This is a genomic window from Clostridium sp. M62/1 (assembly GCF_020736365.1).
Taxonomy (GTDB): domain Bacteria; phylum Bacillota; class Clostridia; order Lachnospirales; family Lachnospiraceae; genus Otoolea; species Otoolea saccharolyticum_A.
Window position 1 is genome coordinate 3,690,222 of sequence record NZ_CP085988.1, and the last position, 25,575, is coordinate 3,715,796.

Here is a 25,575-nt window from a genome sequence, read left to right on the forward strand (position 1 = left end):
CCTACCACTTGATGGTTACGGAAAGGCTCCAACCACAGTCTCTTTGTATCGTTGTTAATCAGTTAGATACCGCATGACGGTTGATTTAGAACGAGGTTACAAGCGCAGAGAGCTCTGTGGTCCTAAACAGTATCTAAATCTATTACTAAGGAGTGTTCTTATGATCTACGTTGGAATTGATGTCGCTAAGGATAAGCATGACTGCTTTATCACCAATTCAGATGGCAAAGTCCTTTTTCCGGTTTTTACCATTCAGAATAACCGGGATGGATTTGATGTTCTTTTTTCCAGGATTCAATCCTCTTCTTCAGATGTGTCCAATATAAAAGTAGGACTGGAGGCCACTGGACACTACTCTTACAACCTGCTCGGTTATCTTATTGACAAAGGTCTCCACACCTTCGTTATCAATCCGCTCCACACAAATCTTTACAGAAAAAGTCTCAGCCTTAGAAAGACGAAAACAGATAAGGTTGATGCCCGAACCATTGCTTTGATGCTCATGTCTGACGTGAACCTGAAGTCCTACTCAGATACATCATACCATAACGAGGAGTTAAAGTCACTCACCCGTTATCGTTTTCGTAAGGTTCAGGAACGCGCTCAGCTTAGACAGTCTGTTTCCAGGCTTGTTACCATTCTCTTTCCAGAATTGGAAAAACTTGTTCCTTCGCTTCATATCGCTTCTATCTACGCCCTTCTTTCCGAGTTTCCTTCTGCCGGAACGATTGCCTCCTGCCATTTGACACACCTGACGAAGCGGTTGGAAAACGCTTCAAAAGGCCGTTACAGCCGGGAGAAAGCGATTGAAATACGGAATGCTGCCAGAGCCTCCATCGGTTCCAACATGCCTGCCAAATCTCTGGAATTAAAGCACACACTCCGGCTAATTGGTGAACTGGATTCCGAAATCTCAGAAATTGAATCCGAAATCAAACGGATCATGGATGAAATCCATTCTCCCATCCTGACCATTCCAGGAATAGGCTACCGCATGGGCGCCATGATCCTGGCAGAGATTGGAGATTTCTCCCGCTTTGATTCGCCGGATAAGATCCTGGCATATGCCGGAGCTTCTCCATCTACCTATCAATCCGGGCAGATGGAATCCTCTTATTCCCACATGGAGAAACGGGGATCGCGCTATTTACGTTTTGCTCTGATCAATGCCACCAAATACGTCTGCCAATGGGATGAAACTTTCGGTGCATACCTTCAGAAGAAGATTTCTGAAGGGAAACACTACAACGTCGCCATCACCCACGCCGCAAAGAAACTTGTACGGTTAATTTACGCAATGGAAAAATCCGGCAAACCTTACATAAAAACGGCATAACTTTTTCTGCCCTATAACACTCTTTTAGAGCACCGATATCCGATGCTCTGTTTGTCGTGCGATTTTCAAGGTACAACGATCTATGAAATGCGTTCCCGCAATTCATTCAAAAGTCTTCATTTTAGACTTGACTTTTAATAGTTAGTCTTTCTGCCGCAGTGCGATCCCCGCGGAGCGTTTTTATATAACAGGGAACGAAGTTTCCTGTTATATAAAAAAAGCCGCCGATCCCTCTTAGCAAGGGACCGATCAGCTCTGCTGTCGGCGGTACCACCCTGATTAACCTTGTTTCCTCTGCTCTGATTCTCAGTCAGAAGATTTCAGCTCTCTCAATGCTCCGTTAACGCCGGATTACGTTGCACTTTCGCAGGATTTTCTCAATTTCTGTTCTTATCTCTGCCTCATGCACAGCTCCGAGGAAGGTTCAACTCTGAGTGACACGGGAATGTCCCACCTGTCATCCCCTCTCTGGAAGTGTATCAGAATCTACTGGGCCTCTTCTCAGCCATGTTTCCATTTGTCCACAGGCTGATTTTACGCTGTGAAAATCGGTTTGTCAAGCTGTTTGTGCCTCATTCCCATCCCACTTCTGTCCGGTTCTTTCGGGGAATGCAGACTCAGGTGCTTGTCTTTCCTGCTGGAATCCGCTAGACTTGAATATTATATACTTATAACTATTTACATGCCTGTTTATACGCCGTCTGTTCATCTGCCGGCAGCCTGCCGCTGCTTTCCGGCTCTGAAACCAGGGAGGGAGTGCCTCGGCAGAAAGGAGAAGCTTTGTCTGACTTACTAAACCGTCCGGACAGGGAGAAGAGCCGCCCTGTCATCGCTGTCATCGGCTCCGGCGGAAAAACCACCGCCCTGAAACGCCTGGCCAGAGAAGGCTCTGATCGGGGGCTTTCCGTATTTTACACAACCACCACCCATATTTATCCATTAAATCCCCCGGAGAGCAGGGAGCTTCTGGCAAATCCGGACTGGGCGTCCCTGAAACAGTCTCTAAAAAAGCCGGGGATTGTGTGCGCGGGGAAAAGTGCCGGGGCCGGGAAACTGACATCCCTAGATGAAAAGCTCCTGCAGGCGGCCTGCCGGACAGCAGATCTTACGGTCTGCGAGGCGGACGGCTCCAGACATCTTCCCCTAAAGCTCCACCGGGAAGGCGAGCCTGTCCTTCCGCCGGAAACCAGCCTGTGCCTTACCGTGGCAGGTCTCTCTGCCCTGGGAAGACCTGTGTGTGACTGCGTCCACCGCTATGAACTGCATCCGGGCTGGAAGGAAAACCCCCGTCAGATCGCAGGAGCCTCTGAGCTTGTCTTCTGCATCGAAGATGCGATCCGGGCTGCAGGGCGCGCCCTTCCTGTCCTTCAGGAGAAGAGTCCGGAAAGCTCCCCGTCCTCCCAGATCTTTCCAGTCAAGATCCTCTTAAACCAGGCTGATCTGCTCTGCTCCCGGAAGGGCTCTGGCGGGCCAGATGCCTCCTCCCTTCTCCGTGAGGCCAGAAAAGCCGCCCGGCTGCTGTCAGACCAGGGGCTGGACTGCCGCATGGGAAGTCTGAACTCCCACTCCTTTCCTCTGTGGGAGTGGATATTTGACGAAATTTCCTGACAGGGGAAGAGACACCTGTTTTCGGCTGTTTTTCAGTTGTTTTTTGCTGCTTTCGGCTGTTTTTCAACTGCTGAACTGGACAGCACTACAGAAGCCTGATTCCTTTTCTGGCCGAAGCCTCCAGAAGGGCTTCCACTGTCCCTCCCGCCACAGCCCTGGCTTTGTCTGAAACTGTATCACAGAAGGCGGCCTGCTCCGGTCTCGGATCAATGTCTGCAATTTTTAGTCCCTTTTTCACCTCATAGCCTTCCCGGATTAAACCCCGGAGGACTCCGTCCAGGGAGGCATAAACCGGCGTATCACCTGCCCAGGCGATGATCTGCCCTTTCTTCACCGCCGCTCCGATATCCACGGCCGTTTTTCCGTTTTCCTTCACAAACCGCATGGGGCCGGAGGCGGGGGAATGGATCACCCGCTCCGAGGAAAATCCCCCTATCTCTCCCGGGATTCCCGTATTGGGAATGGCGGCTCCCTGCCAGATCACACGTCCCAGGAAGTGTCCCCTCATGGTTTCCACCACCGCGTCCACATCCTCCCCGGCAGTAAAGCCCGGCCCCACCCCCACGGTGATGGGGGCCATCTCCCTGGCGGTTCCCAGATTCCGCTTGGCCAGAATGGCGTCTATGACGGCCGCCGGGTGCAGCAGACGGATGCAGGCTGCCTCCTCGTCTACAAACAGGGGGATCACGCCCTCCTCTTCGGCAAGCTCTGCCTGCCGGAGGGTTTCAACCCTGCGGCAGCGGGCTCCCTCCACACAGGATGTCCCCTCCCAGACGGCCTCACAGAGGGCAGCGCGGCGGCGGATGGCCGAGGGCTTCCTGCACTCTGTCACCGCCACCCGAAACCCGCAGCTCCAGAGCCTGAGGATAATGCCTGTCGCCAGATCCCCGGCTCCCCGCACCAGGATCCACGGACGCTTAAAGCCGCCAGACGCCGTGCCCTGAAGACTTTCCTGGCTTTCGCCGTTTCCAGGCTCTCTCGGTCCTCTGCAGTTTCTGCCGCCGCTCTCTCCTCTGGGCTCCTCTGGAAAATCTTCGGAAAAATACCCGGGGAAATATTTCTTTGCCAGATCTCCAAGCTCTCTTCCTGCCTCCTTCTCGAAGGCCCGGTAATTTTCCAGAAGTCTTTTTCCCTCTTCCGTCAGCTCTGCTCCGCCGCCGCATCTTCCTCCGATACGGCTGTTTAAAAGCGCAAATCCCAGCTGCGCCTCACATCCGTGCAGTACCGTCCATGCCTTGCTGTAGCTCATATTCATCAGGGCTGCGCTTTTCCTCAGAGAGCCATGAGTCTCAACTCCCTCGAGGAGAGCCGCGATTCCAGGCCCGAAGGCCTTTTCCTTTTTTTCGCAGTTTACGATGCGCAGATTCGACTGTATTTTAAAACGCCTCTCCATTTTCTGTTTCTCCTGTTCCCCGTTTCTCCTGCTTCCTGCTCTGCCCTGTTTTTTGCCAGGGCACATCCGGATCTTTCCGGCGCCGAAGTTATGCTTCCACCATTCTATCATCCCCTTCCTGAAATGGGGAGTCTCTTTTTCCAGTTTCTTTATTTTACAGGCATTTTCGTTAATCGTTCACAAAAATAACGGACGGTTGACCCCTGTTTTTTTACGTCTCCCTGTCTGCCTTTTTCTTGCAGCCAAAACAGGCGGTATGGTATACTTGAGCTATCGTTATTCGCAAACAAAACGAACGTATAAACAGGAACATAAGGAACATAATTTAAGCGCAGCTGCCTGCGCTCTGCTGACTGCTGTCTGCTGCCTGCCGGCGCACATCACGGCGGCAGGAGGGGCAGCCCTGTCAGACCGGCGGTTTTGGCAGATCCTGTCAGGACTTTCTGGTTTTGACAGCTTTTTTATGTCTTTTCAAAGGGCAGGACAGGTTATTTTTCAGGAGGTTATCGTATGAAGCTGATGCGCACAGAGGATGCAGTGGGACAGGTGCTCTGCCACGATATTACGCAGATCATAAAGGGTGTTACCAAGGATGCCGTCTTCAGGAAAGGCCATATTATCAGGCCTGAGGATATCCCGGTACTTTTAAGCGTGGGGAAGGAGCATGTCTACATCTGGGAAAACGACGACACCATGCTCCACGAAAATGACGCAGCGGAAATTCTGCGCCAGCTCTGCCAGGGCCCCGGCATGCACGCCACCGCCCCAAAGGAAGGGAAAATTGAGCTGATCGCCGACAGGGACGGACTGTTCATGGCAGACACTGAGCGGCTTCGGAGCATTAATCAACTGGGGGACATGATGATAGCCACCATAGCAGGCGGTTTTCCCGTCAGGGCAGGCGACCGGCTGTGCGGCACCAGAGTCATCCCTCTGGTCATCAAAAAGGACAGGATGGAGGAGGCCAGGGCTGCAGCCGGCACAGAGCCTCTCCTCTCTGTCCTGCCCTTCCGGGCTAAGAGCTTCGGCGTCGTCACCACCGGAAGCGAGGTCTACCGGGGTCTGATAGAGGATACCTTTACCCCTGTGATCGAGGAAAAGCTGGCCGAATACGGCTGCGTCATGGCTGCCCACGAAATCTGCGACGACAGGGACGAGGAGATTACAAAAGCGATCCGCCGCATGGCCGATGAAGGGATCGAGATGATTTTCTGCACCGGGGGAATGAGCGTGGATCCCGACGACCGCACTCCCCTGGCTATCCGCAACTCCGGAGCCAGAATTGTCAGCTACGGAGCTCCGGTTCTTCCGGGAGCCATGTTCTTAATGTCCTACCTGCCTGACGGAAGGCCGGTATGCGGACTGCCCGGCTGCGTCATGTACGCAGGGCGGACGATTTTTGACCTGGTGCTCCCGAGGCTTCTGGCAGATGTACCTGTGACCTCTGACTGGCTCTCCGGTCTGGGGCATGGGGGACTGTGTCTGAACTGCCCGGAATGCCATTTTCCAAACTGCGGGTTCGGAAAGGGAATATAGGATGTTATAGGAGGTTTTTAAATGGATTTTACCCATATTGACAGAAACGGCAATGCCGTGATGGTGGATGTAAGCGAAAAGGCAGCCACCGAGAGGACGGCTGTGGCCAGGGGCCGGATACGCATGAGCCGCCAGTGCTTCGAAGCCGTAAAGAACAGGACGGCAAAAAAGGGGGACGTGCTGGGAGTGGCGCAGATTGCCGGGATCATGGCCTCCAAGCATACGGCCGATCTGATCCCTCTGTGCCACCGGCTGAACCTTACCAAAAGCACCGTAGATTTTTCCCTGTCCGAAGATTCAGAAGAGAAATGTTACGTGGAAGCCGTGTGCACCGTCCGCTGCACCGACCGGACCGGGGTGGAGATGGAGGCCCTGACCGGGGTTTGTGCAGCCCTCCTGACTGTCTATGATATGTGCAAGGCCATTGACCGGGGAATGGTGATCGAGCAGGTGCACCTTGTTGAGAAACACGGCGGAAAAAGCGGAGATTTCTCTTTTCAGGAGGGCGGCCATGACTGATCCCTTCGGCAGAACCATCGATTATCTGCGCATCTCTGTCACGGACCGGTGCAGCCTTCGCTGCCGCTACTGTATGCCGAAGGAGGGTGTCCCTCTGACGGCTCACGAGAATATCCTTACCTATGAGGAACTGCTTCTCGTCGCCGAGGCTTCTGTGGGGCTTGGCATCGACCGGTTTAAAATCACCGGCGGCGAGCCGCTGCTCAGAAAAGACTGTCCGGATTTTATCAGGCGTCTGAAAGCACTTCCCGGCGTCCGGCAGGTGACACTCACCACAAACGGCCTGCTGCTCCCTGAACATCTGGAAGAGCTTCTTTCGGCCGGGCTGGACGGAGTGAACGTAAGCCTTGACACCCTCGATGAAAGGCAGTTTCAGGAGATCACAAGGAGTTCCCGAAGCCCTGTGCAGGTACTGGACGCTGTGAAGCTCTGCTCCGGAAAGCTCAGGACGAAGATCAATGCGGTAATGCTTCCGGAAACCGAGTCTCAGCTTCTTCCCCTGGCAGCTCTCGCCCGGGAGCTTCCCGTAGACGTGCGCTTTATCGAACAGATGCCCATTGGCCCCGGTGCCCGGACAGAGGCGGGAGGGCCCCCCTCTCCCTCCTCTGCCCTTATGCGTCTGAAGGAACAGTGGCCTCTGCTCTCGCCCCTCCCCGAGGGAGAAAGGAGAGGAAACGGTCCTGCCAGATATTACACAGCCCCGGGCTTTCAGGGCGCGGTGGGCTTTATCGAGGCAGTCAGCCACTCCTTCTGTTCTTCCTGCAACAGGATTCGCCTCACCAGCACGGGGACATTAAAGCCCTGTCTCTGCTACGAGGACGGCATCCGTCTGGCCCCTGTTCTCAGAGGCCAGCACAGAGACAGAGACGAGCTGCTGTGTGAGCTTCGCAGTGCCATTGAGGCTGCTGTCCGCTCAAAGCCCTCCGCCCACTGCTTTGACCGGGCAGAGTCCGTCAGCGAACGAAAATCCATGAGCCAGATCGGAGGCTAGAAAAGATAGGAGGAAAGGAAATGGGAAAGGTAATTGCTGTCTGCACCAGCCAGATCCGCGGCGTGCAGAAGGAAAACCGCACCGAAGGGTGGTTTGAGAAGGACTGGGGGATCCGGGATGACGCCCACGCAGGGCACTGGCACAGGCAGGTGAGCCTGCTGAGCGCCGACAAGATCGCGGATTTCAACGCCAGGGGAGCCGGGGTGGCGCCTGGCGCCTTCGGAGAAAATCTGGTGGTGGAGGGAATTGATTTCAGGAGCCTTCCTGTGGGAACCTGGCTTCGCTGCCGGGATGTCCTGCTGGAAATCACCCAGATAGGGAAGGAATGTCACAGCCACTGTGCCATTTACCACAGGGTGGGCGACTGCATTATGCCCAGGGAGGGCGTGTTCGCCAGAGTGCTGCACTCCGGAACCATCGCTGTGGGGGACGTGATGGAAATCGCAGAGAGGGATGTGCCTCTTCCCTTTCAGGCTGCCGTTATCACCCTCTCTGACCGCTCATCCAGGGGAGAGAGGCCGGATCTGAGCGGTCCTGCCATTAAAGACCGCCTCATTGCAGCCGGCTTTGAGGTGGTGGAAACCCTGCTTCTTCCTGACGACAGGGAGAAGCTCAGACAGGAGCTCATACGGCTCTGCGATCAGCGGCGCCCGGATCTGATCCTCACTACAGGGGGAACCGGCTTCGCCCCGCGGGACATTACCCCGGAGGCCACCCTGGATGTGGCCGAAAAAACAGTGCCAGGAATTGCGGAAGCCATACGGGCCGCCAGCATGGCCGTGACAAGGCGGGCCATGCTCAGCCGGGCAGTTTCCGTTATCCGCAAAAAAACCCTGATTGTCAACCTGCCCGGCAGCCCTAAGGCCTGTATGGAGAGCATGGATGCCTTTATGGATCAGCTCCCCCACGGCCTCTCCCTTCTGCGGGGAACGCCCATGGACTGCGCCGCAGAGCATCAGAAGGGAGAAAATGAGCAAAACAGGCCGGAAACGCAGGCAGGAGAAGTCCGGCACACAGAAGCTGCAGATACAGAAACTTCAGAATCAGGAACTGCAGATGCAAAGGAGGAATAAAAAGATGTATTTAAAATCAAAAACAAGTGAGAATCTTCGTTCTGGCAGGACGAAGCGGGGAGCAGCCCTCCTCCTTGCAGGCATGTTCGCCCTGTCTGCTGCCGGGTGCAGCAGCTCACAAAGCTCTTCACAAAAAAGCTCTCAGGAAAGCTCTCAAAAAAGCCCTGAGACAAAAACAGACACGCAAGACAGCGAAGCCCCCCAGACAGCCTCCTCTGAAGCTGCAAAGGAAACGGACAGGCAGACCGAGCTCATTGTCTTTGCCGCTGCAAGCCTGACTGAAACCCTGGAAGAGATCGCCGGGAATTACCGGGAAATTGCGCCGGACGTCTCCCTGACCTTCAACTTTGACTCTTCCGGCACGCTGAAAACACAGATCGAGGAGGGGGCTGACTGTGATCTCTTCCTCTCCGCCGGACAAAAGCAGATGGATCAGCTGGATCTTATGGCTGACAGCGGAGAAAATCCGGACGGTCTCGACTTTATCCTCCACGAAAGCCGCATTGACCTGCTGGAAAACAAGGTGGTTCTCGTTGTCCCTGAGGGAAGCGAAACCGATATTGACAGCTTTGACACTCTGGCCAGTCGCCTGAGGGACGGCGATATTCTCCTGGCTATGGGAAACAGCGACGTTCCCGTAGGGCAGTACACCCAAAATATCCTTCAGTGGTACGGCCTTGACGAGGAAGCATTAGCCCAGAAAGGCTGCATCACCTATGGCAGCAATGTCAAGGAGGTTGTCACGCAGGTCAGCGAGGGCAGCGTGGACGCCGGCGTGATCTACTGCACCGACGCCTTCAGCGCGGGACTTTCTCCTGTGGATGAAGCTACTGCCGACATGTGCGGCCAGGTCATCTATCCGGCGGCTGTCACAAAATCCTCCCTCCACCAGGAGGAGGCCATGGAATTCTTAAACTACCTTACCGGCGAGGAGGCCATGGCTGTGTTTGAACGTGTAGGCTTCTCCCCCGCAGAATAGGAGAACTTCCATGGACTGGTATCCGCTTTGGAACTCACTGCGCATTGCAGCCGTCAGCAGTGTGTTCGTCTTTTTTCTGGGAATCGCGGCTGCTTACTGGGCTGCCCGCCTTCCCCGGGTTTTAAAGGGCGTCCTGGACGTGGTCCTCACCCTTCCCCTGGTGCTTCCTCCCACGGTGGTGGGGTACTTTCTGCTCCTCCTGTTTGGAAACAGGCGTCCTTTGGGAATGGCACTGGAGTCTATCGGCGTCCGATTTGTCATGAACTGGTACGGAGGAATACTGGCCGCCTTCGTGGTGGCCTTCCCCCTCATGTACCGCACGGCCCGGGGAGCTTTTGAATCCTTTGACGAAACCCTCGCCCAGGCCGGCCAGACCCTGGGACTGTCCAATTTCTATATCTTCTGGCGCATCCGGATGCCTGCCTGCAGGCAGGGAATTCTGGCAGGCATTGTGCTGGCCTTTGCGAGAGCCCTGGGAGAATACGGGGCCACCAGCATGCTCATCGGCTACACTCCCGGCAGGACGGCCACCATTTCCACCACCGTCTATCAGCTCTGGCGCACAGGGAAGGACGGGGAGGCCTTTTTGTGGGTGGCCGTCAATCTGGCCATCTCGGCGGCTGTGCTGCTGGCCGTCAGCCTGATTGAGCGCAGGCAGAAGGAAGGAGGGGTAAAGAGGAAATGAGCCTGATTGTGGACATTAAAAAAAGACTGGGAGACTTTCTTTTAGAGGTCTCCTTCGAGACGGAGGATAGGGTCACAGGGCTTCTGGGCCCGTCCGGCTGCGGCAAAAGCATGACCTTGAAGTGCATTGCCGGAGTGGAAAAGCCAGACAGCGGACGGATTATCCTGGACGGAGAAACCCTGTTTGATTCCAGTCGGGGCATCTGTCTCTCGCCCCAGAAGAGGAGAGTAGGATACCTCTTTCAGAACTACGCCCTCTTTCCCAACATGACGGCAGCCCAGAATATTCTCTGCGGCATGAGGGCAGGCGCTTCAGAAGCAGAACATTCCGGCGCAGACGCGGAAAGCGGGAAGAGGCAAACCTCTTTTTCTCCCGGCAGGCTGCTGAACAGCCATATTCAGAGAAAAAAAGAAGAGCAGGAGCGGCTTCATAAGCTGTCGCAGCTGTTTCATCTCGAGCCGTGTCTCCACCTGCATCCCCGGTCTCTGTCAGGGGGGCAGGCCCAGAGAACGGCTCTCGCCAGAATCCTGGCCGGCAGGCCAAGGCTTCTTCTGCTGGACGAGCCTTTTTCCGCTCTGGACAGCTATCTGAAGGATCAGCTTCAGCCGGAATTCAAACACCTCCTCAGTTCCCTGGACTGCCGGACTGTCATGGTCACACACAGCCGGGATGAGGCCTACCATCTCTGTTCCCGGCTCTGTGTCATGGACAGCGGCCGGATTTTGAGAAACGGTTCCGTGAAGGAGGTATTTGCAGAACCGGAGTATGAGGCGGCGGCGCGCCTGACCGGGTGCAAAAATATCGTTCCCGCCGTGAAGGAGGGCCCCTTTCTGGTCCGCATTCCATCCTGGAATATCACGCTCCAGACGGAGCGCCCTGTTCCGGACAATCTCTCTTTCGTCGGCCTGAGAGCCCACTCCTTCAGCCCTGACATCTCAAAAAACCAGTTTCCCATCTGCCTCTGCGATGTGGTGGAGGAGCCCTTTGAGTGGATGGTTCTGTTTTTCTATGAAACACAAAAGAGAGACAGCGCCCCCGTCTGGTGGCGTGTGCCAAAAGAAAAAATATCCGGCGACTTTCCATCCAGGCTTGGAATTTCCCCGGCCCAGGTCCTGCTTTTAAAGAGCAGCTGACAAAAAGCGGCTGGCAAAAAAACAGCTGACAAGAGGCAGCTGACAAAAGACAGCCGGCAGAAATCAGCAAGGAGGTTTACAGAGATGACTAGAGAATTGATTCAGGCTGCGGGGAAAGAAATCGAAGCCGGCAGATCGGCCTTCCTCGTTTCCATCGCCTCAGCCACAGGCTCCACACCCAGGGCGGCAGGGGCCATGATGCTGGTGGGAAGGGGCGGGCTCATAGGAGGCACCATCGGCGGAGGTCTGCTGGAGCACCGATGTATAGAGGAGGCACAGGCCGCTCTCTCCGGAAACGGCTGCCCTGCAGGAAAAGCCCCGGGGAGTTCCATGACAGGATTTCTTCGCTCCTTTATCCTGGACAACCGCACAGCCGGAGGGCTGGGGATGGTCTGCGGGGGAAACACGGAGGTTCTCTTCACCCCTCTCCTGACATCCGCCAGGGAAGCCCTAGAGCGGGCGTCATCGCTTCTGGAGCGCGGAGAACCCTGCGCCCTGCTGCTTCCCCTAGACGGCTCTCCCCTTCTTTCTCTCAGGGAAGGCAGACAGCCTGCAGCCTCCTTACGGAAACCGCAGATATGCTCTGAAAATGGCCGTTCCTTCCTGTCTGTTCCTCTGGCATCTGAAAACCGGGTCTTTCTTCTCGGCGGCGGCCACGTGGCCGCTGAACTTGCGCTTCTTTTAGAACAGCTGGAGTTTCCCTTCCTGACAGCTGATGACCGCCCTGAATTTTCAGGCAGCGGACGCTTTCCGGCGGCAGCGGCAGCTCTTACGGTTCCCTTTTCCCCTGAGGCTTTAAAAAAAGCCTTCTGCGGTCCTCTGGCTCCCAGAAGGGAGGACGCCTTCTGTATTATGACGAGGGGACACGAGGGGGATGCACAGGCCCTTCGCTTTGCTCTCGGCTCCCCCGCCTCCTATATCGGAGTCATGGGAAGCAGGAAAAAGCGGGAAACTGTATTTTCCCGCCTGGAGGCAGAAGGTTTTTCAGAAGTCAGAAAGAGAGTGACCACCCCTATCGGCCTTGACATAGGCGCCCAGACACCTGCAGAGATCGCAGTTTCTGTGGCCGCCCAGCTAATCGCCTGGAGGGCAGGCAGGCTGTAGCTTTTCCGCCCCGACCCTCCTGCCTCCTTTCAGGCCCCTCCTGTACTCCCTGGGGGCCTGTCCGTAAAAGCGCCTGAACATCATGGAAAAATTGCTGGGACTGTCAAATCCGCAGTCAGCGGCCACCTGCGCAATGCTTTTCTCCGGCTCTGCCAGAAGCATGGCCGCCCCCTGCATAATCCGGTACTTTAACAGATACTGCATCGGCGGCGTCCTGATGCTTCTCTGGAAACAGCGGAGGCATTCCCTCTCTCCTATTCCTGCCGAAGCTGCTATCTCTGACAGCGTCAGCCCGGAGGCATAATGGCTGTGAATAAATCCCAGCATTTTCCTGATTCTGACGCTGTCGTGGCCCGGCTCATACTCGTGCTGTTCCCATCCTATGCCCAGCTCCTGGTACAGAAGGAGACATATCCGTGAAAGCTCCTCTCTGACTGTAAACTCAAATCCTGTTTCTGCTTTTTCCAGCCCCTGAAACGCCCGCCAGAAATGCTCTGCCAGCTCCCTGTTTTTCCCGCTTTCCTGACGCCCCTCTCCCCCGGCTTCTCCCATGCAGGCCAGAAATCTCTCCTCCTCTGTCAGAGGAGTAATATATTTTTTGGCGAAAACAGACTCCCAGGTTCCCGCTGCCAAAAGAGGGTGAAACACAATGGAGCGCAGCTTCCCTTCCCGGGACCTGCCTCAGAGCTCTTTACTGCGCCGCAGCTTTTTCTTATCCTGCCCGTCATTTTCCTCACCCCGTAAAATCAGTCGTTTTTCTTATAAATTATGTCTGAATTAAAATTGATTTATCTCCTGTATGGCGTTATTCTTTTAAAGTGGCGTCAGGGACAGAGCAGGCTTTCACAGGCCATTTTCCTCACCTGCGTCTATTCTTCGAACATACAGGAGGTTTTCTATGTTTCATCTTCTTTTGGCTGTTATCTATCTTTCTTTTATCAGCCTCGGCCTGCCGGATTCCCTTCTTGGCTCCGCCTGGCCGTCCATGTATCCGGAATTTGGCGTTCCGGTATCCAGCGCCAGCATTATTTTTATGATTATCTCTGCCGGAACCATCGTTTCCAGCCTTTTAAGCGATCGCCTGACCCGCTGTCTGGGCACCGGGAAAGTCACATCATTCAGCGTCGGGCTGACCGCTCTGTCCCTGTTTGGCTTTTCCCTGAGCCACTCCTTCTGGCTGCTCTGCCTGTTCGCTGTGCCCTACGGCCTGGGAGCAGGAAGCGTGGACGCGGCTTTAAACAATTACGTAGCTCTTCACTACAAAAGCCGGCATATGAGCTGGCTTCACTGCATGTGGGGAGTGGGCGCGTCTCTTGGCCCCTGTATTATGGGCCTGGCTCTCTCGGACGGCCATCCCTGGAATACGGGATATCTCTGTATCTCCCTGCTCCAGGCTGCCCTCACGGCTGTCCTTCTCGTCAGCCTTCCTCTGTGGGGCAAAAAGCAGACTGCAGCGGATAACGATGCCTCTCAGGGGCAGCCGCTCTCTTTCCGGGAGGTGATCCGCATTCCGGGAGCCAGGGAAATTATGGTTACCTTTTTCTGTTACTGTGCCCTGGAGCAGACTGCAGGGCTGTGGGGAAGCAGCTTTCTCGTCCTTCACCGTGGCGTGTCCCCGGAGGATGCCGCCCGCTTTGCCAGCCTCTTTTTCCTGGGCATCACTGCCGGCAGAGCTGCCGGCGGTTTTCTCACCATGCTTCTCAGTGACACGAACCTGGTGCGCCTGGGACAGGGCATCATTCTGGTGGGAATTCTGGCCCTTTTCCTTCCCGCAGGCGGCTTCTTCTCCATGGCAGGCCTTCTGCTTATCGGCCTTGGCTGCGCCCCTGTCTATCCGAGTATCATTCACTCAACGCCGGAACGGTTCGGGGCAGAAAACTCCCAGGCAGTCATCGGCATACAGATGGCCAGCGCCTATGTAGGAAACTGCCTGATGCCGCCGCTGTTCGGCCTCATTGCGGAGCACCTGGATATCGGGCTGTTTATCCCCTATCTTCTCCTCATCCTGGCCGCCATGTTCCTCATGCATGAAAAAACAGTCCGCAAATGCCGTATGGCCTGCATGGAGCGCATCTGTGTCAGCCAGTAATCCGAAACTCCCTCTCATCCTCCTGAAGCGGCACCTCCGCCTGGGTCATACTGTCGATGGCCACAAAGGTACCGGCACGCAGCCTGGAGATCATCGTCTTTATGTTCTCCTCCTCTCCCTGTACCTCCATCTCCACGCGGCCGTCCCAGAGATTCTGCACCCAGCCCGTAAGTCCCAGGCCCCTGGCTGCATACAGGGCACGGTAGCGAAACCCTACCCCCTGGACGCAGCCTGCAAAAAAGATATGTTTTCTCACCTTCATCCGTCTTTCCTTCCTTTCTCCAGAACCGGCTCAAAGCCCGCATCCTTAAGCGTGTCCACACAGGACTTCAGGATGCGGGCAGTCATTCCCCAGATTACAAAGTCCCCGTACTGGTAAAACATGACCTCATAGCTTCCCTCTCTCCACCTGTAATGTTCTCCGTCCGGGATCAGCTCAAAGGGAAAATCCTTCCCAGGGACTGTGACAATACGGGCCGTATGGCAGTCCGGCTCATGCTCAAAAAACCACCGGAGGGGAATGAGCCTCACCGACTCCACCTCCTCCTCTGAGAAGGTTCCCCGGTAGCCGTGGAGCTCTGCAAGATAGGGGTAGATCGTCATCCCTGCCGGATTGACCAGATAGTCGCAGTCCATCCAGATCTCTGCCTGCCCCTCCTCTATGAGCAGCTCCTCGGAGATTTCCCGGAGGGCGGCCCGGCGGGGATTCTCCCCCGCCTCCATTCTGCCTCCGGGAAAGCATACTTCCCCGGGCTGTGTTTTCAGACTTCTGGCCCTCACCTCGAACAGAACCTGAAGCTCGCTGTCTGCCCGCACAAGAGGAATGATGACTGCCGAGATCTTCTGCTTCTCATATCCGATTGGACGGGCGATCCGCTCTCTCAGACGGTCAGAAGGGAGGTTCCCCCACTGCCGTGAGCCGGCCCTGTCTGCCCTATCTTCCATCTTCTTTCCTCCCGGTCTGGTTCAGGAAGCGCTCGACTGCCTGATTAAATTCCAGGCTGTTTTCTGAGGCGATAAAGTGGGTGCCCTCTACCAGACACAGACGGCTGGCCGGTATCAGGCTGTGAATCTTCTTTGTGTGTCCTGTCTTAATCATATCGCGGGTTCCCGCAATCACAAGAGTCGGCACATTCAGCTGCTTCAGATAAGCCCCTGAAATATGGGGCTCCTTTATCATCAGCTCCAGAAGCTCCTTCTTCCTCCTTGCCCTCTCTAACAGGTATTTCTGATCCGCGGTAAGCTTCCCCCGCTTTTCCCTGCATGTTCCCCTCTTTACCCTCCACATGGTCTTCAGATAAGAGACGGCGATAGATTTTCTGATTCCCATCTTCATGCCCGACGGATTTAAGTTGGCACCGTTCAGTATCAGCTTTTTCACGTATCCAGGGTACAGGATCGTAAAAATCAGGGCGATATTTCCTCCGTCACTGAATCCCAGCAGAATAATATCCCTTAACTGCATCCTGTCCAGAAATTTCTTCAGATCCCAGGCAAACTGCTTCAGCGTAAACGGCGCCGTTCCCCTCTCAGATTTGCCGTGCCCTCTGGTGTCAACAGCAATCACCCGGTAGTTTTTGGAAAAGTATTCTACCTGATTTTTGAAATAGGAGCTGTCCTCCCCGTTTCCATGCAGGAGAACCATGGGCTCTCCGTTTCCTGTCTCCTCATAGTAAAGCTTCATTTTTCATCATCCTTCTTTCTTTTCCTTTAGATCTGTTTTGCATACATATATTCCAGTCATTTTTCTGTCCCCGCATATTCCTCCACCAGATCCTCAATGATCAGAAGTCCGATGGGGCCCAGCAGGACTCCCAGAATTCCAAAAAGTTTCAGTCCCACATAGATGGCAGCCAGCGTTTCCAGGGGGGAAAGCCCCATGCCGTCTCCCATCAGCCGCGCTTCCAGAAACTCCCTCACAAGGCAGCAGACGAGGAACAGTCCTGCCAGAACAATCCCTTCATACCACTGCTTCTGAACAAGCAGAATCAGGCTCCACGGAACCAGCACCGCCCCGGTCCCGAACAGAGGGAGGGCATCCAGGATGCCGATTCCAAGCCCCAGCAGAATACAGTAGGGATTTCTGATCATCACAAGCCCCAGAATACAGAGGCAGGAGGTGATGAACATAATAATAAGCTGCGTCCTCAGCCATGTATTTCCCGTCATCACCAGCCGCCGGCTGAACAGGGCAAACTCCCTGCTGAACATGGACTGGCGGCGCCTTCTCCTCAGCTCATCCATTTCCTGAAGGGAGAGGACAGAAGCAATGAAAAACACAGCCACCGCAACCATCACCTCCACACAGAAGGTAAAGGCTGCCACAGAATTCACCACCAGAGTGGACATCGTCATCTTTTTTAAGGCCGAAGCCGCCTGGAGGAGCATTTCCCTGGCCGCCTGCACAAGCACTCCGTCCCTCAGACGGCAGAATGCCTCCACCTGGCGGCACATCGAGGTCAGCCAGTGATCAAAGCTGTCAATCCATGCAGGAATCTGATTGGCGATCTGGTTGGCCTCCTCAAACAGGCGGCGGCCTCCGTAAAAGAGGGCGGCACCCAGGAGCGCCGTAAGGATCACAAGCTCGATACCTCCGATCATCCCGATGGGAACGCTAAACCTTCTCCCGAAGAGGCGAAACTGCAGACGTCTCTCGAGCCAGGCGGCCGTAGGGCGCAGAATCAATGCGGTCAGATAGGCAGCCGCAAAGGGCAGAAACAGCGGAAGAAAATATTTAAAGCTCACATACACGCCGGCTGTCACAGCAATGACCACGAGAGCCTTTCTCTGTTTTCTCGATAATTCGGGCATCAGCTCACCTGCTTTCAGATTCTGTATCTGCAGATCAGCATCAGCCCGTTTTCTATAAAAATACGTGTCCTGTTAAAGACGTGCCCTCTTAAAATAAGTGCCTTCTTATCAGTCCTGTCCTGAAACTGAAACGAGCCGACGCCAATCTTCTCTTTGATGTTATTATGGCTGATAACCGTGTGATTATATTGTGGTATTCTTCCTGCTGTTCCACCTTTTTCCGCTCTGGCTCACTGCCTTTTTTTGTAAAAACGCCCCCCAGTACATATTCTCGTCGGGACTGTCTATAATAGTTCCTGTACAAAAGAAGTACAAATCATAAACGGACGATCCATGGTAAGTTCTCCTGAAGTACTAAAGAATACCTTACAAAAGATGCGGGTCTGCTTCCTTTGCCCTGCAAAGGAGCAGGCCTGTTTCTGTTTCATCGAACTTCATCTACCATCCCTTTTCACGAAATCCCGTCTCATCTGCCTTCACAGGATGCTCACAGATATCCATATGATCAATGCGGATCATGGATGCACTCATAAGGCTCTGGATCAGCCTCTCAATATCAGACTCCCTTCCCTGTACCTCCATCTCCACACGGCCGTCGGAAAGATTCTGCACCCATCCCGTCAGATGATAGTCTATGGCCGCCTGGACAGCCCGGTATCGGAAGCCGACTCCCTGGACGCGGCCCGAAAAATAAATATGCCTTCTGACCTTCTCATGCCCCTCTCTGTTTTCTGTCTTCTTTCTTCCAAACAATGAACACATAGCCGCTCCCCTTTCTGACCTGTCTGCACGCTCCCTCCCAAACACAGAGCCTTATCCTCTCTCCTTCACAAAATTCCGAAACGCCCCCGACGCCGGCTTTATGGAAAATGTCATCTTCTTCCCGGAAGACGGATGGGTGAAAGAGAGGCTCACCGCTGCGAGGGCAAGAGGCCCCCTGGAAGCGGGCGTCCGGAAGCTCTCACTTCCTTTCTCTTCTCTCTCCTCCACAGGGAGGGTGCCTCCAAACTGGGGATTGTACCTGGCATCTCCCCATATGGGCAGGCCGTGACCTGCAAGCTGGACACGGATCTGATGATGGCGCCCTGTTTTCAGCTGTATTTCCAGAAGCGTCAGGTTTTTCTCCTCTGCCCTGCTAAGGACCCTATACGACAATTCCGCCCTCTTTCCCTCTTTTTTCGACTTATCCACGAGCACAGAATAATTCTCTTCCCGGTTCATATACAGGTTGTCCACAAAGTTACCCACATTATCCACAGGTTTTCCACAAACTACTGCATGATAAATTTTTGTCACTCTGTGGGCCTGAAGCTCCCTGCTCAGAAAGGCTGCGGCGGATCTGGTCTTTGCGTAGACCATCACCCCGGACACAGGCTTGTCCAGTCTGTGGATAACTCCCACATAGGGCGCCGCTGCCGGTGTGGACAGAGATGTGGACGGTTTTGTGGATAACTCCCTTCTCTGCTCCCTCTCCCTCTTTTTCTGACTTCTTACCAGATAATTCCGAATCTCACTGACCATATCCGGTTCAAATTTCCGGCTGGCCTGGGATTCCAGCCCTGCTGGCTTTTCTGCCACAAGAATTTCACTGTCCTCATAAATGATTTTTACCATATGTTCTGTCACTCTCACCTTTTGCTCTTTTGTCTTTCTCTCTTACCCTTAATAAGGTCTGCCCTTCAGCCAGGCATCCATCATGGCGCGGACGGAGCGCCCCATCTCCTCCCTGAAGTCTCCCTGCCATTTCAGCTCTGTAAACTTCTTGGCCCATGTGTCAAAATCTTTCCCGCTTTTCTTCTGCCTTTCCTCCAGCATGGTCCTGAATTCCTCAGGACTCTTTTCCCGGTAGCGGTTCTCACACACCATGTCCTCCCACTGGAAATGGGAAAACTTCTCCCTTGCAAGCTGCTTTTCGGTGGGATAGCCAAACACCAGAAGCCCGGTGGGGACTACGTAATCCGGCAGCCCGAAAAGCTCCCTGGTCTCCTCATAATGCTCTATCACGTGTCCGATATAGCAGGATCCGATCCTCAGCGCCCACGCCGCTGTCACTGCATTCTGCATGGCAATGTAGGAATCTTCCCAGGCTAACATCATGTCTCCCAGCCCCGGTGTGCGGGAATCAGGCGCATAGATATGAAAAAAATCATTCCACTTCTTAAAATCAGCGGCAAACAGAAGCACCATGGGCGCCTCCCCGATAAAGGCCTGGCCGTGGCACAGGCTGGCCGTGCGGTTTTTAAGCTCCTGATCCGTAATCTCTATGATCGTGTAAAGGGACATGTTGGCGGGGGACGGCGCTTCCAGGGCCGCCCGCAGGATGGCGGCCCGATCCGGTTCGGAAACAGGCCGTTTTTCAAACAGGCGGACGGATTTTCTGGAATAAATGTTTTCAAGGGCTGTATTGTCTTTGGATCTCTGATCCATATGCTCTCTCCTTTCCTGTCTCTGGCAGTCTGTACCTTAAACACCGCGAACGATTGTGCAGACAGCCAGACATTCCCGTCTGCAGCGGCATCTCAAAACAGTTATCCTTATTTTACTATATCTGAAATTTTTTTGAAAGTAGGCTTGCATATTAACAGAAAAAAGCGTATAGTATATGAAAACAATATATATAGTTTTAAAAACTACTTATTGAATTTTGTATTACTTTGTCGGACTGTGTCCGGCAAATTTCAAGTCAGGAGGTATGCTTATGAATATACATGTAAAAGATCCGGGAAGCGCTCTCACCCATTTTATCGCCATGCTGGGCGCCGCAGCTGCGGCGGCTCCCCTTCTCATGAAGGCCGCAGCCGAACCTGGCCAAAACGGCCTTCAGGTGGCGGCTCTGGCGGTTTTTATTGTGAGCATGATCCTGCTCTACGGGGCCAGCACCATTTACCACACTCTCGATATCTCCGAGAAGGTCAACCGCCGGCTCAGAAAGCTGGATCATATCATGATCTTTATCCTGATTGCCGGAACCTATACACCGGTCTGCCTGATTGTGCTGGGCAACCGGGCAGGATTCCTTCTGCTGGCCCTGGTCTGGGGAATCGCGGCAGTGGGAATTCTCATTAACGCCCTCTGGATCAGCTGCCCGAAATGGTTTTCCTCTCTGATCTATATTTCCATGGGCTGGGTCTGCATTACCGCAATCCGTGAGATTTTAAATGCCCTGCCTCCCGCCGCCTTCGGCTGGCTTCTGGCAGGCGGCATTATCTATACCATCGGCGGAATCATCTACGCGCTGAAACTGCCGATTTTTAACTCCCGCCACAAAAATTTCGGCTCTCACGAAATTTTCCATCTCTTTGTCATGGGCGGGAGCCTCTGCCATTATGTGATGATGTACGCGTTCGTCGCTTAACACAAACAGACGACCGGGATTTTGGTGAAATCTGTGACTGTTTAAATTCTGTGACAGGAAAGACAGGGAAGGCGGAAAGGCCATTTTGTGGCTTTTCCGCCTTCCCTGCAATAAGGTGATGGGATAAGGTGAAAGAAAATTACAGAATCCTTCTGAGCCTTAGAAAGTCTCAGGCACCTTCCTGTCAGTTATCTGCTCCCGTTTTCAGATGCACATCCATGCTGCCGGAGCGGAATCCTTCCAGGTCGAGCGTTACATAGGTAAATCCCAGTTCTTTAAGCCTTTTTACAATCTGCTCCCGCTTCCTGACCGTTTCCAAAAGCTGTTCTTCGTCCACCTCTATTCTGGCTGTATCTGCGTGAATTCTCAGGCGGATATTTCCTTTTTTTCCTCCCTGATCCAGGAGAGATCTCAGATATTCCTCTCCCTCCTCAATCCGCTTTAAAAGCTCATAGCTCACCTCTGCGCCGTAGGGAAGCCTGGTGGCCATACAGGGGGTGGAAGGGCGGGAGGCTGCGGAGATCCCAAGCCGGGCCGCAAGCTCCTTCACCTCCTGCTTGGTCATCCCGCACAGAGCAAGGGGACTTACAATTCCAAGCTCCCTAAGAGCCCGGATGCCGGGCCGGTACACGTGAAGATCGTCCTCATTAGTTCCGTCCAGAATCGTGCTGCAGCCCTTTTCTTCGGCAAATTTTTTTAAGTCAGAAAACAGGCGGCGCTTGCACAGATAGCAGCGATCCACCGGATTGCGGCGAAGCTCCTCCTGCTCCAGCTCGTCCACTGTCAGCACCACATGGGACGCGTTCAGCTCTCTGGCCACTCTCCTGGCATTTTCCATATCGCAGGCAGGGTGAAGCATGGTGTCGAAGGTAACTGCCCAGACTGTAGTGTGATATTTTGCCGCACTGTCGCAGGCCAGCTTCAGCAGAAGGCTGCTGTCCACCCCGCCGGAAAAAGCGAGGCAGACATCCTCTCTTCCATATCGATCCATGAGCTCTGAAAGCTCCCTCTCTTTCTTCTGATCCAACTGTTTTTCCTCCTTCCTCGTAACCCCTTTCCGGCAAAAGTCTGTCTGCAGCCCATGTGCCTGACTCCTTCGTCCGTCTTTACAGATTTTGAGCCTTTGGCTGCATCAGTTTCTGCTTCATTTCACTCTGATTAATTCAGGAGACAGGACCGTTCAGCCTCACACTTGATGAGGTGATATACCTCGGAAAATCCTCTTCCCGTCTCACGGCAGATGGCGCGGACACTCTCATATTCCGGGTAAAAGCGCTCGCCGCCTCCATATTCGCACACCTTTACCTTCGCCTCACCGAACGGAAGGGAAACCGTCATCTCCCTGCGTTTCAGTACCGTCCTCTCCACCGGATAGCGGCGGATCCCTATGGTGGTGGTATGGGCAAAGATCAGAGCCTCCATCTCCGACAGAAGATTTTCTCTGCACAGCACATGAAGGGTGCAGGCCGGACGGCATTTTTTCATATAGGCGGGAGTGAACCACGCGTCAGAAGCCCCCTCCTCCATCAGGCACTCCATCAGAAAGCCCAGAGCTTCTCCGCTGCAGTCGTCCACATTTGTTTCCAGTACCCAGAATCTCTCCTCCCCGGTCTCGCCGCCGGCGGTTACTCTGACATCCCTGCCCTCGCTCTCTTCCTCCCCGGCCGGAATGAGAATCATTGCCCTCAGAATATTGGCATTTTTGAAATCCTTCGTCCCTGCGCCTACTCCGATTTTTTCGATGGTGTAATGCTCTGGAAGCTCTCTCTCCGTCCTCAGGGCGCCTGCGATGGCCGCTCCCGTAGGCGTTACCATCTCGCCCTCGTTGTCAGTCAGCCGAAGCTCCAGCCCGCAGGCAGCGGCAATCCCCGCTGTAGCCGGTACTGGTACCGGCATGACTCCATGCTGGCATCTGACATAGCCCCGTCCTTCTGACAGCGCCGATACAGCCACCCTTCGGATCCCCAGATCATGGATACAGAAGGCGGTGCTGACAATATCCACAATAGAGTCTACTGCCCCCACCTCGTGGAAGTGAACCTGATCAATGGGAAGGCCGTGAGCCTTCGACTCTGCCTCAGCCACCAGGCGGAACATCTCTCTCGCCATGCGGCCCACATCCTCGTCCTCCAGCCTGTCAAGGATACGGTTGATATCGTGAATATTGCGGTGGACATGGGAGTGATCATGTGCGTGGCTGTGATCATGATCGTGGCCGTGGTCATGATCGTGGCTATGATCATGATCGTGGCTGTGGTCGTGTTCGTGTTCGTGACCTTCCCCGTCACTGTCCAGATGGACGTCGAAATCGTAGGCATCGATACCACATTTCTGCGTCCTTCCGAAATGCAGATGATAGCCCTCTACTCCCAGCTTTTCAAGGGTCTGCTCCAGCTTCTCCCTGGAGGCCCCCAAATCTAACAGCGCGCCGACGGTCATATCTCCGCTGATTCCTGAATAACACTCCAGATATAAAATCTTCTCTCTCTCCATCTTACTGCCCCTGCCTTTCTGTATTTCTGATCCATATTTTTTCAGTCCCGCATTGCTGCTGACTGACCGTTTTCTCCATTTAGCATTTATTTTATCTGACTGTCTCCTTTTCCTGCGGCCAGACGGTTGATCTGGGCTGCCAGGTATCCGGCCCCGTAACCGTTGTCTATGTTTACCACGGAAATCCCATTGGCGCAGGAATTCAGCATGGTGAGAAGGGCTGAAAGGCCGTGGAAGCTGGCTCCGTAGCCCACAGAGGTAGGAACTGCCACCACCGGGTTTTCTACCAGACCTGCGATCACAGTGCCCAGGGCTCCCTCCATCCCTGCAACTGCCACAATACAGTTGGCCTTCTCAATTCTCTCCCTCTGTGCCAGAAGACGGTGGATTCCGGCCACCCCTACATCGTAGATCCGCTCCACATGACAGCCGAAAAATTCAGCTGTTCTGGCCGCCTCCTCCGCCACGGGAATATCGGCCGTTCCTCCTGTGCAGACAGCGACACACCCCTCCTGACGCGCCGGACAGTCCGGCCTCCTGGCTGTTAAGATCCGGGATATGGGATCATAGACAATGTCGGGAACCGCCTCCTTTACCAGAAGGTACTGGGCCTGCGTGGCCCTGGTTCCCAGGACCTCTCCATTTTCCCTGTATAGTACCTGAAAGATATTGGCCAGATATTCATCCGGCTTGCCCTGGCAGAACACAGTTTCCGGGAAACCGGAGCGCAGCTTTCTGTGAAGATCCAGCTTTGCATATCCCAAATCCTCGTAGGGCAGATTTTTAAGCATTTCCTCCGCCGACTCCACAGACATCCTGCCGCTCTGAACCTGTCTGAGCATTTCTTTTACATCCATATTGATCCCTCCATTCTGTTGTCTGTCAAAGGCACGGCCCGCCCTCGTTCCAGGCGCATAATCCTCGTGCATACCTCCCTCAGAAGTCCCTCTGAATGGCTGACCGCAATCAGTCCAATCCCTCTCCGGCGCGTTTCCTCCAATAAAGACAGCCATATCTCTTTCTGGGTGGCCAGATCTAACATGGTGCTTATCTCATCGGCCAGGATGAACCTGGTTCCCTCCCCCAGGGCCCTGGCGATACAGAACCGCTGCAGCTCTCCGCCTGACAGCTCCCTGGGATAGCGGGACAGCCATTCCCTGCGGATTCCCAGGCGCTCAGTCATCTCCCCTAACTGGACTCCTCCTTCTTTTAAGACATGCCCCATCCTCCGCACGGGGTCTACCGACTGCTCTGGATGCTGGAAAATCATCTGCACGGGACATTTTCCCCGCAGAGAGAGAAGGGGCTTTTCGTCCAGATAAACGGCTCCTGACTGGGGCCTCTCATAGCCCGCCAGAATTCTGCAGAGTGTTGTCTTTCCAAAACCGCTCCCTGCCATCAGTCCCACCCGCTCGGTACTTCCTGCCCGAAAGGAAATATTCTGAAAGATCTGCCTTCCTCCGTCTCCATAAGAGAAAGAAAGTTCTTTGGCTGTCAGCTCCATGTTTCTCCCCTCTTTCCTTCTGTTTTTATTTCAAAGACGTTCTCCTGCAAGGATGCTCCACGGAGTTCCGACTCCCGGTACAGAGGAGAGGAGTCTTTTTGTATACGCATTCTGGGGCACTCCTTTCAGTTTTCTCGTCCCGCTTTCCGGCTCTGCCTCCATCTGCAGCTCCTCTATCACGCTCCCCTCGCTGAAAATCAGAACGCGGTCAGCCGTTTCCATGGCAAGCTCCAGATCGTGGGTGATTAAAAGCACCCCCGTACCCTGATCTGCCATCTCACGGAAATGTCCCATTACCCGCCTGGCAGTCTGAAGATCCAGGCCCGGCGTCGGCTCATCTGCAATGACAAGCTCAGGCTCTTCCATCATGGCTGCCGCAATCAGCACACGCCTTGCCATTCCTCCGGAGAGTTCAAATGGATACAGCTCCTCTGTCTCCGGGGGAAGTCCATACCGCTCAAGCAGCCATCGGCACCGGTCCGCAGACGGTCTGTCCTTTCTTCCTCCCCGAATCTGAGCCCCCACCTTCATTAGCGGATCAAGGCCGCTCACGCCCTGGGGGATCAGGGCAATTTTCTTTCCTCTCAGATTCTTAAGTTTCTTCTCTGTCAGCAGTTCCCCCTGATATTCCATACTCCCGCTGCACACAGCATTGTAGGGAAGAATCCCCAGCACTGCGTGGGCTAAGAGACTCTTTCCCGAGCCGCTTGCGCCTGCAAGGGCTGTAACCTCCCCCCTTCGCACCTGCAGGCTGAGATCCGTTATGGGGTGCAGCAGCTTTCTTCTGAGCCCTCTGTCATACTGGGTGAAGGTGACAGAGAGTCCTTTGACCAGGAGGAGGGGGATGTCATCCCTCCCCCTGCACGGATGCTCCGCCGTTTCAGCCCTTCTGCTCTCATCCATTCTCATTCCCGCCTCTTTCCTTTCCTGTATAAGCCTTTCACAGCCGTGTTTTTAGCTTCCTCT

26 protein-coding genes are annotated in these 25,575 nt (G+C 54.4%); 12 read left to right on the forward strand and 14 right to left on the reverse strand.

Annotated features, from left to right (window positions below; translation table 11 throughout):
- The first annotated feature begins 160 nt into the window (after window positions 1-160).
- Together LK436_RS17145 and yqeC are read left to right on the forward strand one after the other, a co-directional pair.
- Entirely contained in the window at window positions 161-1,336 is a 1,176-nt protein-coding gene (locus LK436_RS17145; protein ID WP_044930339.1) for an IS110 family transposase, read from the forward strand.
- A 780-nt stretch (window positions 1,337-2,116) separates the two neighbouring features.
- A complete protein-coding gene (gene yqeC, locus LK436_RS17150) occupies window positions 2,117-2,944 on the forward strand; it encodes a selenium cofactor biosynthesis protein YqeC (RefSeq protein WP_049932381.1) in 828 nt (275 codons plus the stop codon).
- A gap of 85 nt (window positions 2,945-3,029) precedes the next feature.
- Here the strand turns inward: yqeC and yqeB are convergent, their stop codons facing one another.
- A complete protein-coding gene (gene yqeB, locus LK436_RS18455) occupies window positions 3,030-4,448 on the reverse strand; it encodes a selenium-dependent molybdenum cofactor biosynthesis protein YqeB (RefSeq protein ID WP_015573447.1) in 1,419 nt (472 codons plus the stop codon).
- Window positions 4,449-4,847: 399 nt separating this feature from the next.
- Here yqeB and LK436_RS17165 point away from each other — a divergent pair, with 399 nt between their 5' ends.
- The 8 genes from LK436_RS17165 to LK436_RS17200 all read left to right on the forward strand — a co-directional run bounded on the left by LK436_RS17165 (window position 4,848) and on the right by LK436_RS17200 (window position 12,357).
- A complete protein-coding gene (locus LK436_RS17165; RefSeq protein ID WP_008398918.1) occupies window positions 4,848-5,873 on the forward strand; it encodes a molybdopterin-binding protein in 1,026 nt (341 codons plus the stop codon).
- Window positions 5,874-5,894: 21 nt separating this feature from the next.
- Window positions 5,895-6,392, forward strand: a complete 498-nt coding sequence (moaC, locus tag LK436_RS17170) for a cyclic pyranopterin monophosphate synthase MoaC (RefSeq protein WP_008398919.1) — start codon at window positions 5,895-5,897, stop codon at window positions 6,390-6,392.
- Window positions 6,385-7,383 carry a GTP 3',8-cyclase MoaA gene (gene moaA / locus LK436_RS17175; protein ID WP_044931722.1) on the forward strand — a complete coding sequence of 333 codons (999 nt, stop codon included), beginning with the start codon at window positions 6,385-6,387 and terminating at the stop codon, window positions 7,381-7,383. Before moaC ends, moaA begins: the two co-directional genes overlap by 8 nt.
- Window positions 7,384-7,403: 20 nt before the next feature.
- Window positions 7,404-8,456: an MOSC domain-containing protein gene (locus LK436_RS17180; protein WP_008398921.1), complete on the forward strand. Its 1,053-nt coding sequence runs from the start codon at window positions 7,404-7,406 to the stop codon at window positions 8,454-8,456.
- Between the two features lie 4 nt (window positions 8,457-8,460).
- The gene (gene modA, locus LK436_RS17185; RefSeq protein ID WP_015573444.1) at window positions 8,461-9,435 is read left to right on the forward strand and encodes a molybdate ABC transporter substrate-binding protein; all 975 of its coding nucleotides are present in this window, start codon (window positions 8,461-8,463) and stop codon (window positions 9,433-9,435) included.
- 10 nt (window positions 9,436-9,445) lie between these two features.
- Window positions 9,446-10,120 (forward strand): molybdate ABC transporter permease subunit, encoded by a 675-nt coding sequence (modB, locus tag LK436_RS17190; protein ID WP_008398923.1) that lies wholly within the window; start codon window positions 9,446-9,448, stop codon window positions 10,118-10,120.
- Window positions 10,117-11,253: a sulfate/molybdate ABC transporter ATP-binding protein gene (locus tag LK436_RS17195; RefSeq protein WP_008398924.1), complete on the forward strand. Its 1,137-nt coding sequence runs from the start codon at window positions 10,117-10,119 to the stop codon at window positions 11,251-11,253. Before modB ends, LK436_RS17195 begins: the two co-directional genes overlap by 4 nt.
- 84 nt (window positions 11,254-11,337) lie before the next feature.
- A complete protein-coding gene (locus LK436_RS17200) occupies window positions 11,338-12,357 on the forward strand; it encodes an XdhC family protein (protein ID WP_008398925.1) in 1,020 nt (339 codons plus the stop codon).
- Here LK436_RS17200 and LK436_RS17205 read toward each other — a convergent pair.
- Window positions 12,328-13,005, reverse strand: coding sequence for a helix-turn-helix domain-containing protein (locus LK436_RS17205; protein WP_008398926.1), 678 nt, complete (start codon window positions 13,003-13,005; stop codon window positions 12,328-12,330). The two genes, LK436_RS17200 and LK436_RS17205, sit on opposite strands and share 30 nt — an antisense overlap.
- A gap of 250 nt (window positions 13,006-13,255) precedes the next feature.
- Between LK436_RS17205 and LK436_RS17210 the strand changes: the two genes are divergently transcribed.
- Window positions 13,256-14,446 (forward strand): MFS transporter, encoded by a 1,191-nt coding sequence (locus LK436_RS17210; RefSeq protein WP_008398927.1) that lies wholly within the window; start codon window positions 13,256-13,258, stop codon window positions 14,444-14,446.
- Here LK436_RS17210 and LK436_RS17215 read toward each other — a convergent pair.
- The 7 genes from LK436_RS17215 to LK436_RS17245 all read right to left on the reverse strand — a co-directional run bounded on the left by LK436_RS17215 (window position 14,436) and on the right by LK436_RS17245 (window position 19,684).
- A complete protein-coding gene (locus tag LK436_RS17215) occupies window positions 14,436-14,708 on the reverse strand; it encodes an acylphosphatase (protein ID WP_008398928.1) in 273 nt (90 codons plus the stop codon). The genes LK436_RS17210 and LK436_RS17215 overlap by 11 nt on opposite strands.
- Window positions 14,705-15,391: an NUDIX hydrolase gene (locus LK436_RS17220; RefSeq protein WP_008398929.1), complete on the reverse strand. Its 687-nt coding sequence runs from the start codon at window positions 15,389-15,391 to the stop codon at window positions 14,705-14,707. Before LK436_RS17220 ends, LK436_RS17215 begins: the two co-directional genes overlap by 4 nt.
- Window positions 15,381-16,130 (reverse strand): alpha/beta fold hydrolase, encoded by a 750-nt coding sequence (locus LK436_RS17225; RefSeq protein WP_008398930.1) that lies wholly within the window; start codon window positions 16,128-16,130, stop codon window positions 15,381-15,383. The genes LK436_RS17220 and LK436_RS17225 overlap by 11 nt, the downstream gene beginning before the upstream one ends.
- A 56-nt stretch (window positions 16,131-16,186) precedes the next feature.
- Window positions 16,187-17,257 carry an AI-2E family transporter gene (locus LK436_RS17230; RefSeq protein ID WP_008398931.1) on the reverse strand — a complete coding sequence of 357 codons (1,071 nt, stop codon included), beginning with the start codon at window positions 17,255-17,257 and terminating at the stop codon, window positions 16,187-16,189.
- 438 nt (window positions 17,258-17,695) lie between these two features.
- Window positions 17,696-18,019: an acylphosphatase gene (locus LK436_RS17235; protein WP_008398933.1), complete on the reverse strand. Its 324-nt coding sequence runs from the start codon at window positions 18,017-18,019 to the stop codon at window positions 17,696-17,698.
- A gap of 51 nt (window positions 18,020-18,070) precedes the next feature.
- A complete protein-coding gene (locus LK436_RS17240) occupies window positions 18,071-18,871 on the reverse strand; it encodes an RluA family pseudouridine synthase (protein WP_008398934.1) in 801 nt (266 codons plus the stop codon).
- Window positions 18,872-18,919: 48 nt separating this feature from the next.
- Entirely contained in the window at window positions 18,920-19,684 is a 765-nt protein-coding gene (locus LK436_RS17245; protein ID WP_008398935.1) for a nitroreductase family protein, read from the reverse strand.
- A 265-nt stretch (window positions 19,685-19,949) separates the two neighbouring features.
- On the opposite strand from LK436_RS17245, the gene trhA reads away from it, so the two are divergent.
- Window positions 19,950-20,612 (forward strand): PAQR family membrane homeostasis protein TrhA, encoded by a 663-nt coding sequence (gene trhA / locus LK436_RS17250; protein WP_008398936.1) that lies wholly within the window; start codon window positions 19,950-19,952, stop codon window positions 20,610-20,612.
- 184 nt (window positions 20,613-20,796) lie between these two features.
- Here the strand turns inward: trhA and larE are convergent, their stop codons facing one another.
- From larE to LK436_RS17275, 5 genes are all read right to left on the reverse strand, one after another.
- A complete protein-coding gene (gene larE, locus LK436_RS17255; RefSeq protein ID WP_008398937.1) occupies window positions 20,797-21,639 on the reverse strand; it encodes an ATP-dependent sacrificial sulfur transferase LarE in 843 nt (280 codons plus the stop codon).
- 131 nt (window positions 21,640-21,770) lie between these two features.
- On the reverse strand, window positions 21,771-23,105 hold the full coding sequence (gene larC / locus LK436_RS17260; RefSeq protein WP_008398938.1) for a nickel pincer cofactor biosynthesis protein LarC: 1,335 nt from the start codon (window positions 23,103-23,105) through the stop codon (window positions 21,771-21,773).
- A gap of 86 nt (window positions 23,106-23,191) precedes the next feature.
- On the reverse strand, window positions 23,192-23,962 hold the full coding sequence (gene larB, locus LK436_RS17265) for a nickel pincer cofactor biosynthesis protein LarB (protein WP_008398939.1): 771 nt from the start codon (window positions 23,960-23,962) through the stop codon (window positions 23,192-23,194).
- A complete protein-coding gene (locus LK436_RS17270; RefSeq protein ID WP_008398940.1) occupies window positions 23,953-24,609 on the reverse strand; it encodes an ABC transporter ATP-binding protein in 657 nt (218 codons plus the stop codon). The genes larB and LK436_RS17270 overlap by 10 nt, the downstream gene beginning before the upstream one ends.
- Before the next feature lie 30 nt (window positions 24,610-24,639).
- Window positions 24,640-25,512 carry an ABC transporter ATP-binding protein gene (locus tag LK436_RS17275; protein ID WP_021965552.1) on the reverse strand — a complete coding sequence of 291 codons (873 nt, stop codon included), beginning with the start codon at window positions 25,510-25,512 and terminating at the stop codon, window positions 24,640-24,642.
- Window positions 25,513-25,575: the final 63 nt, after the last annotated feature.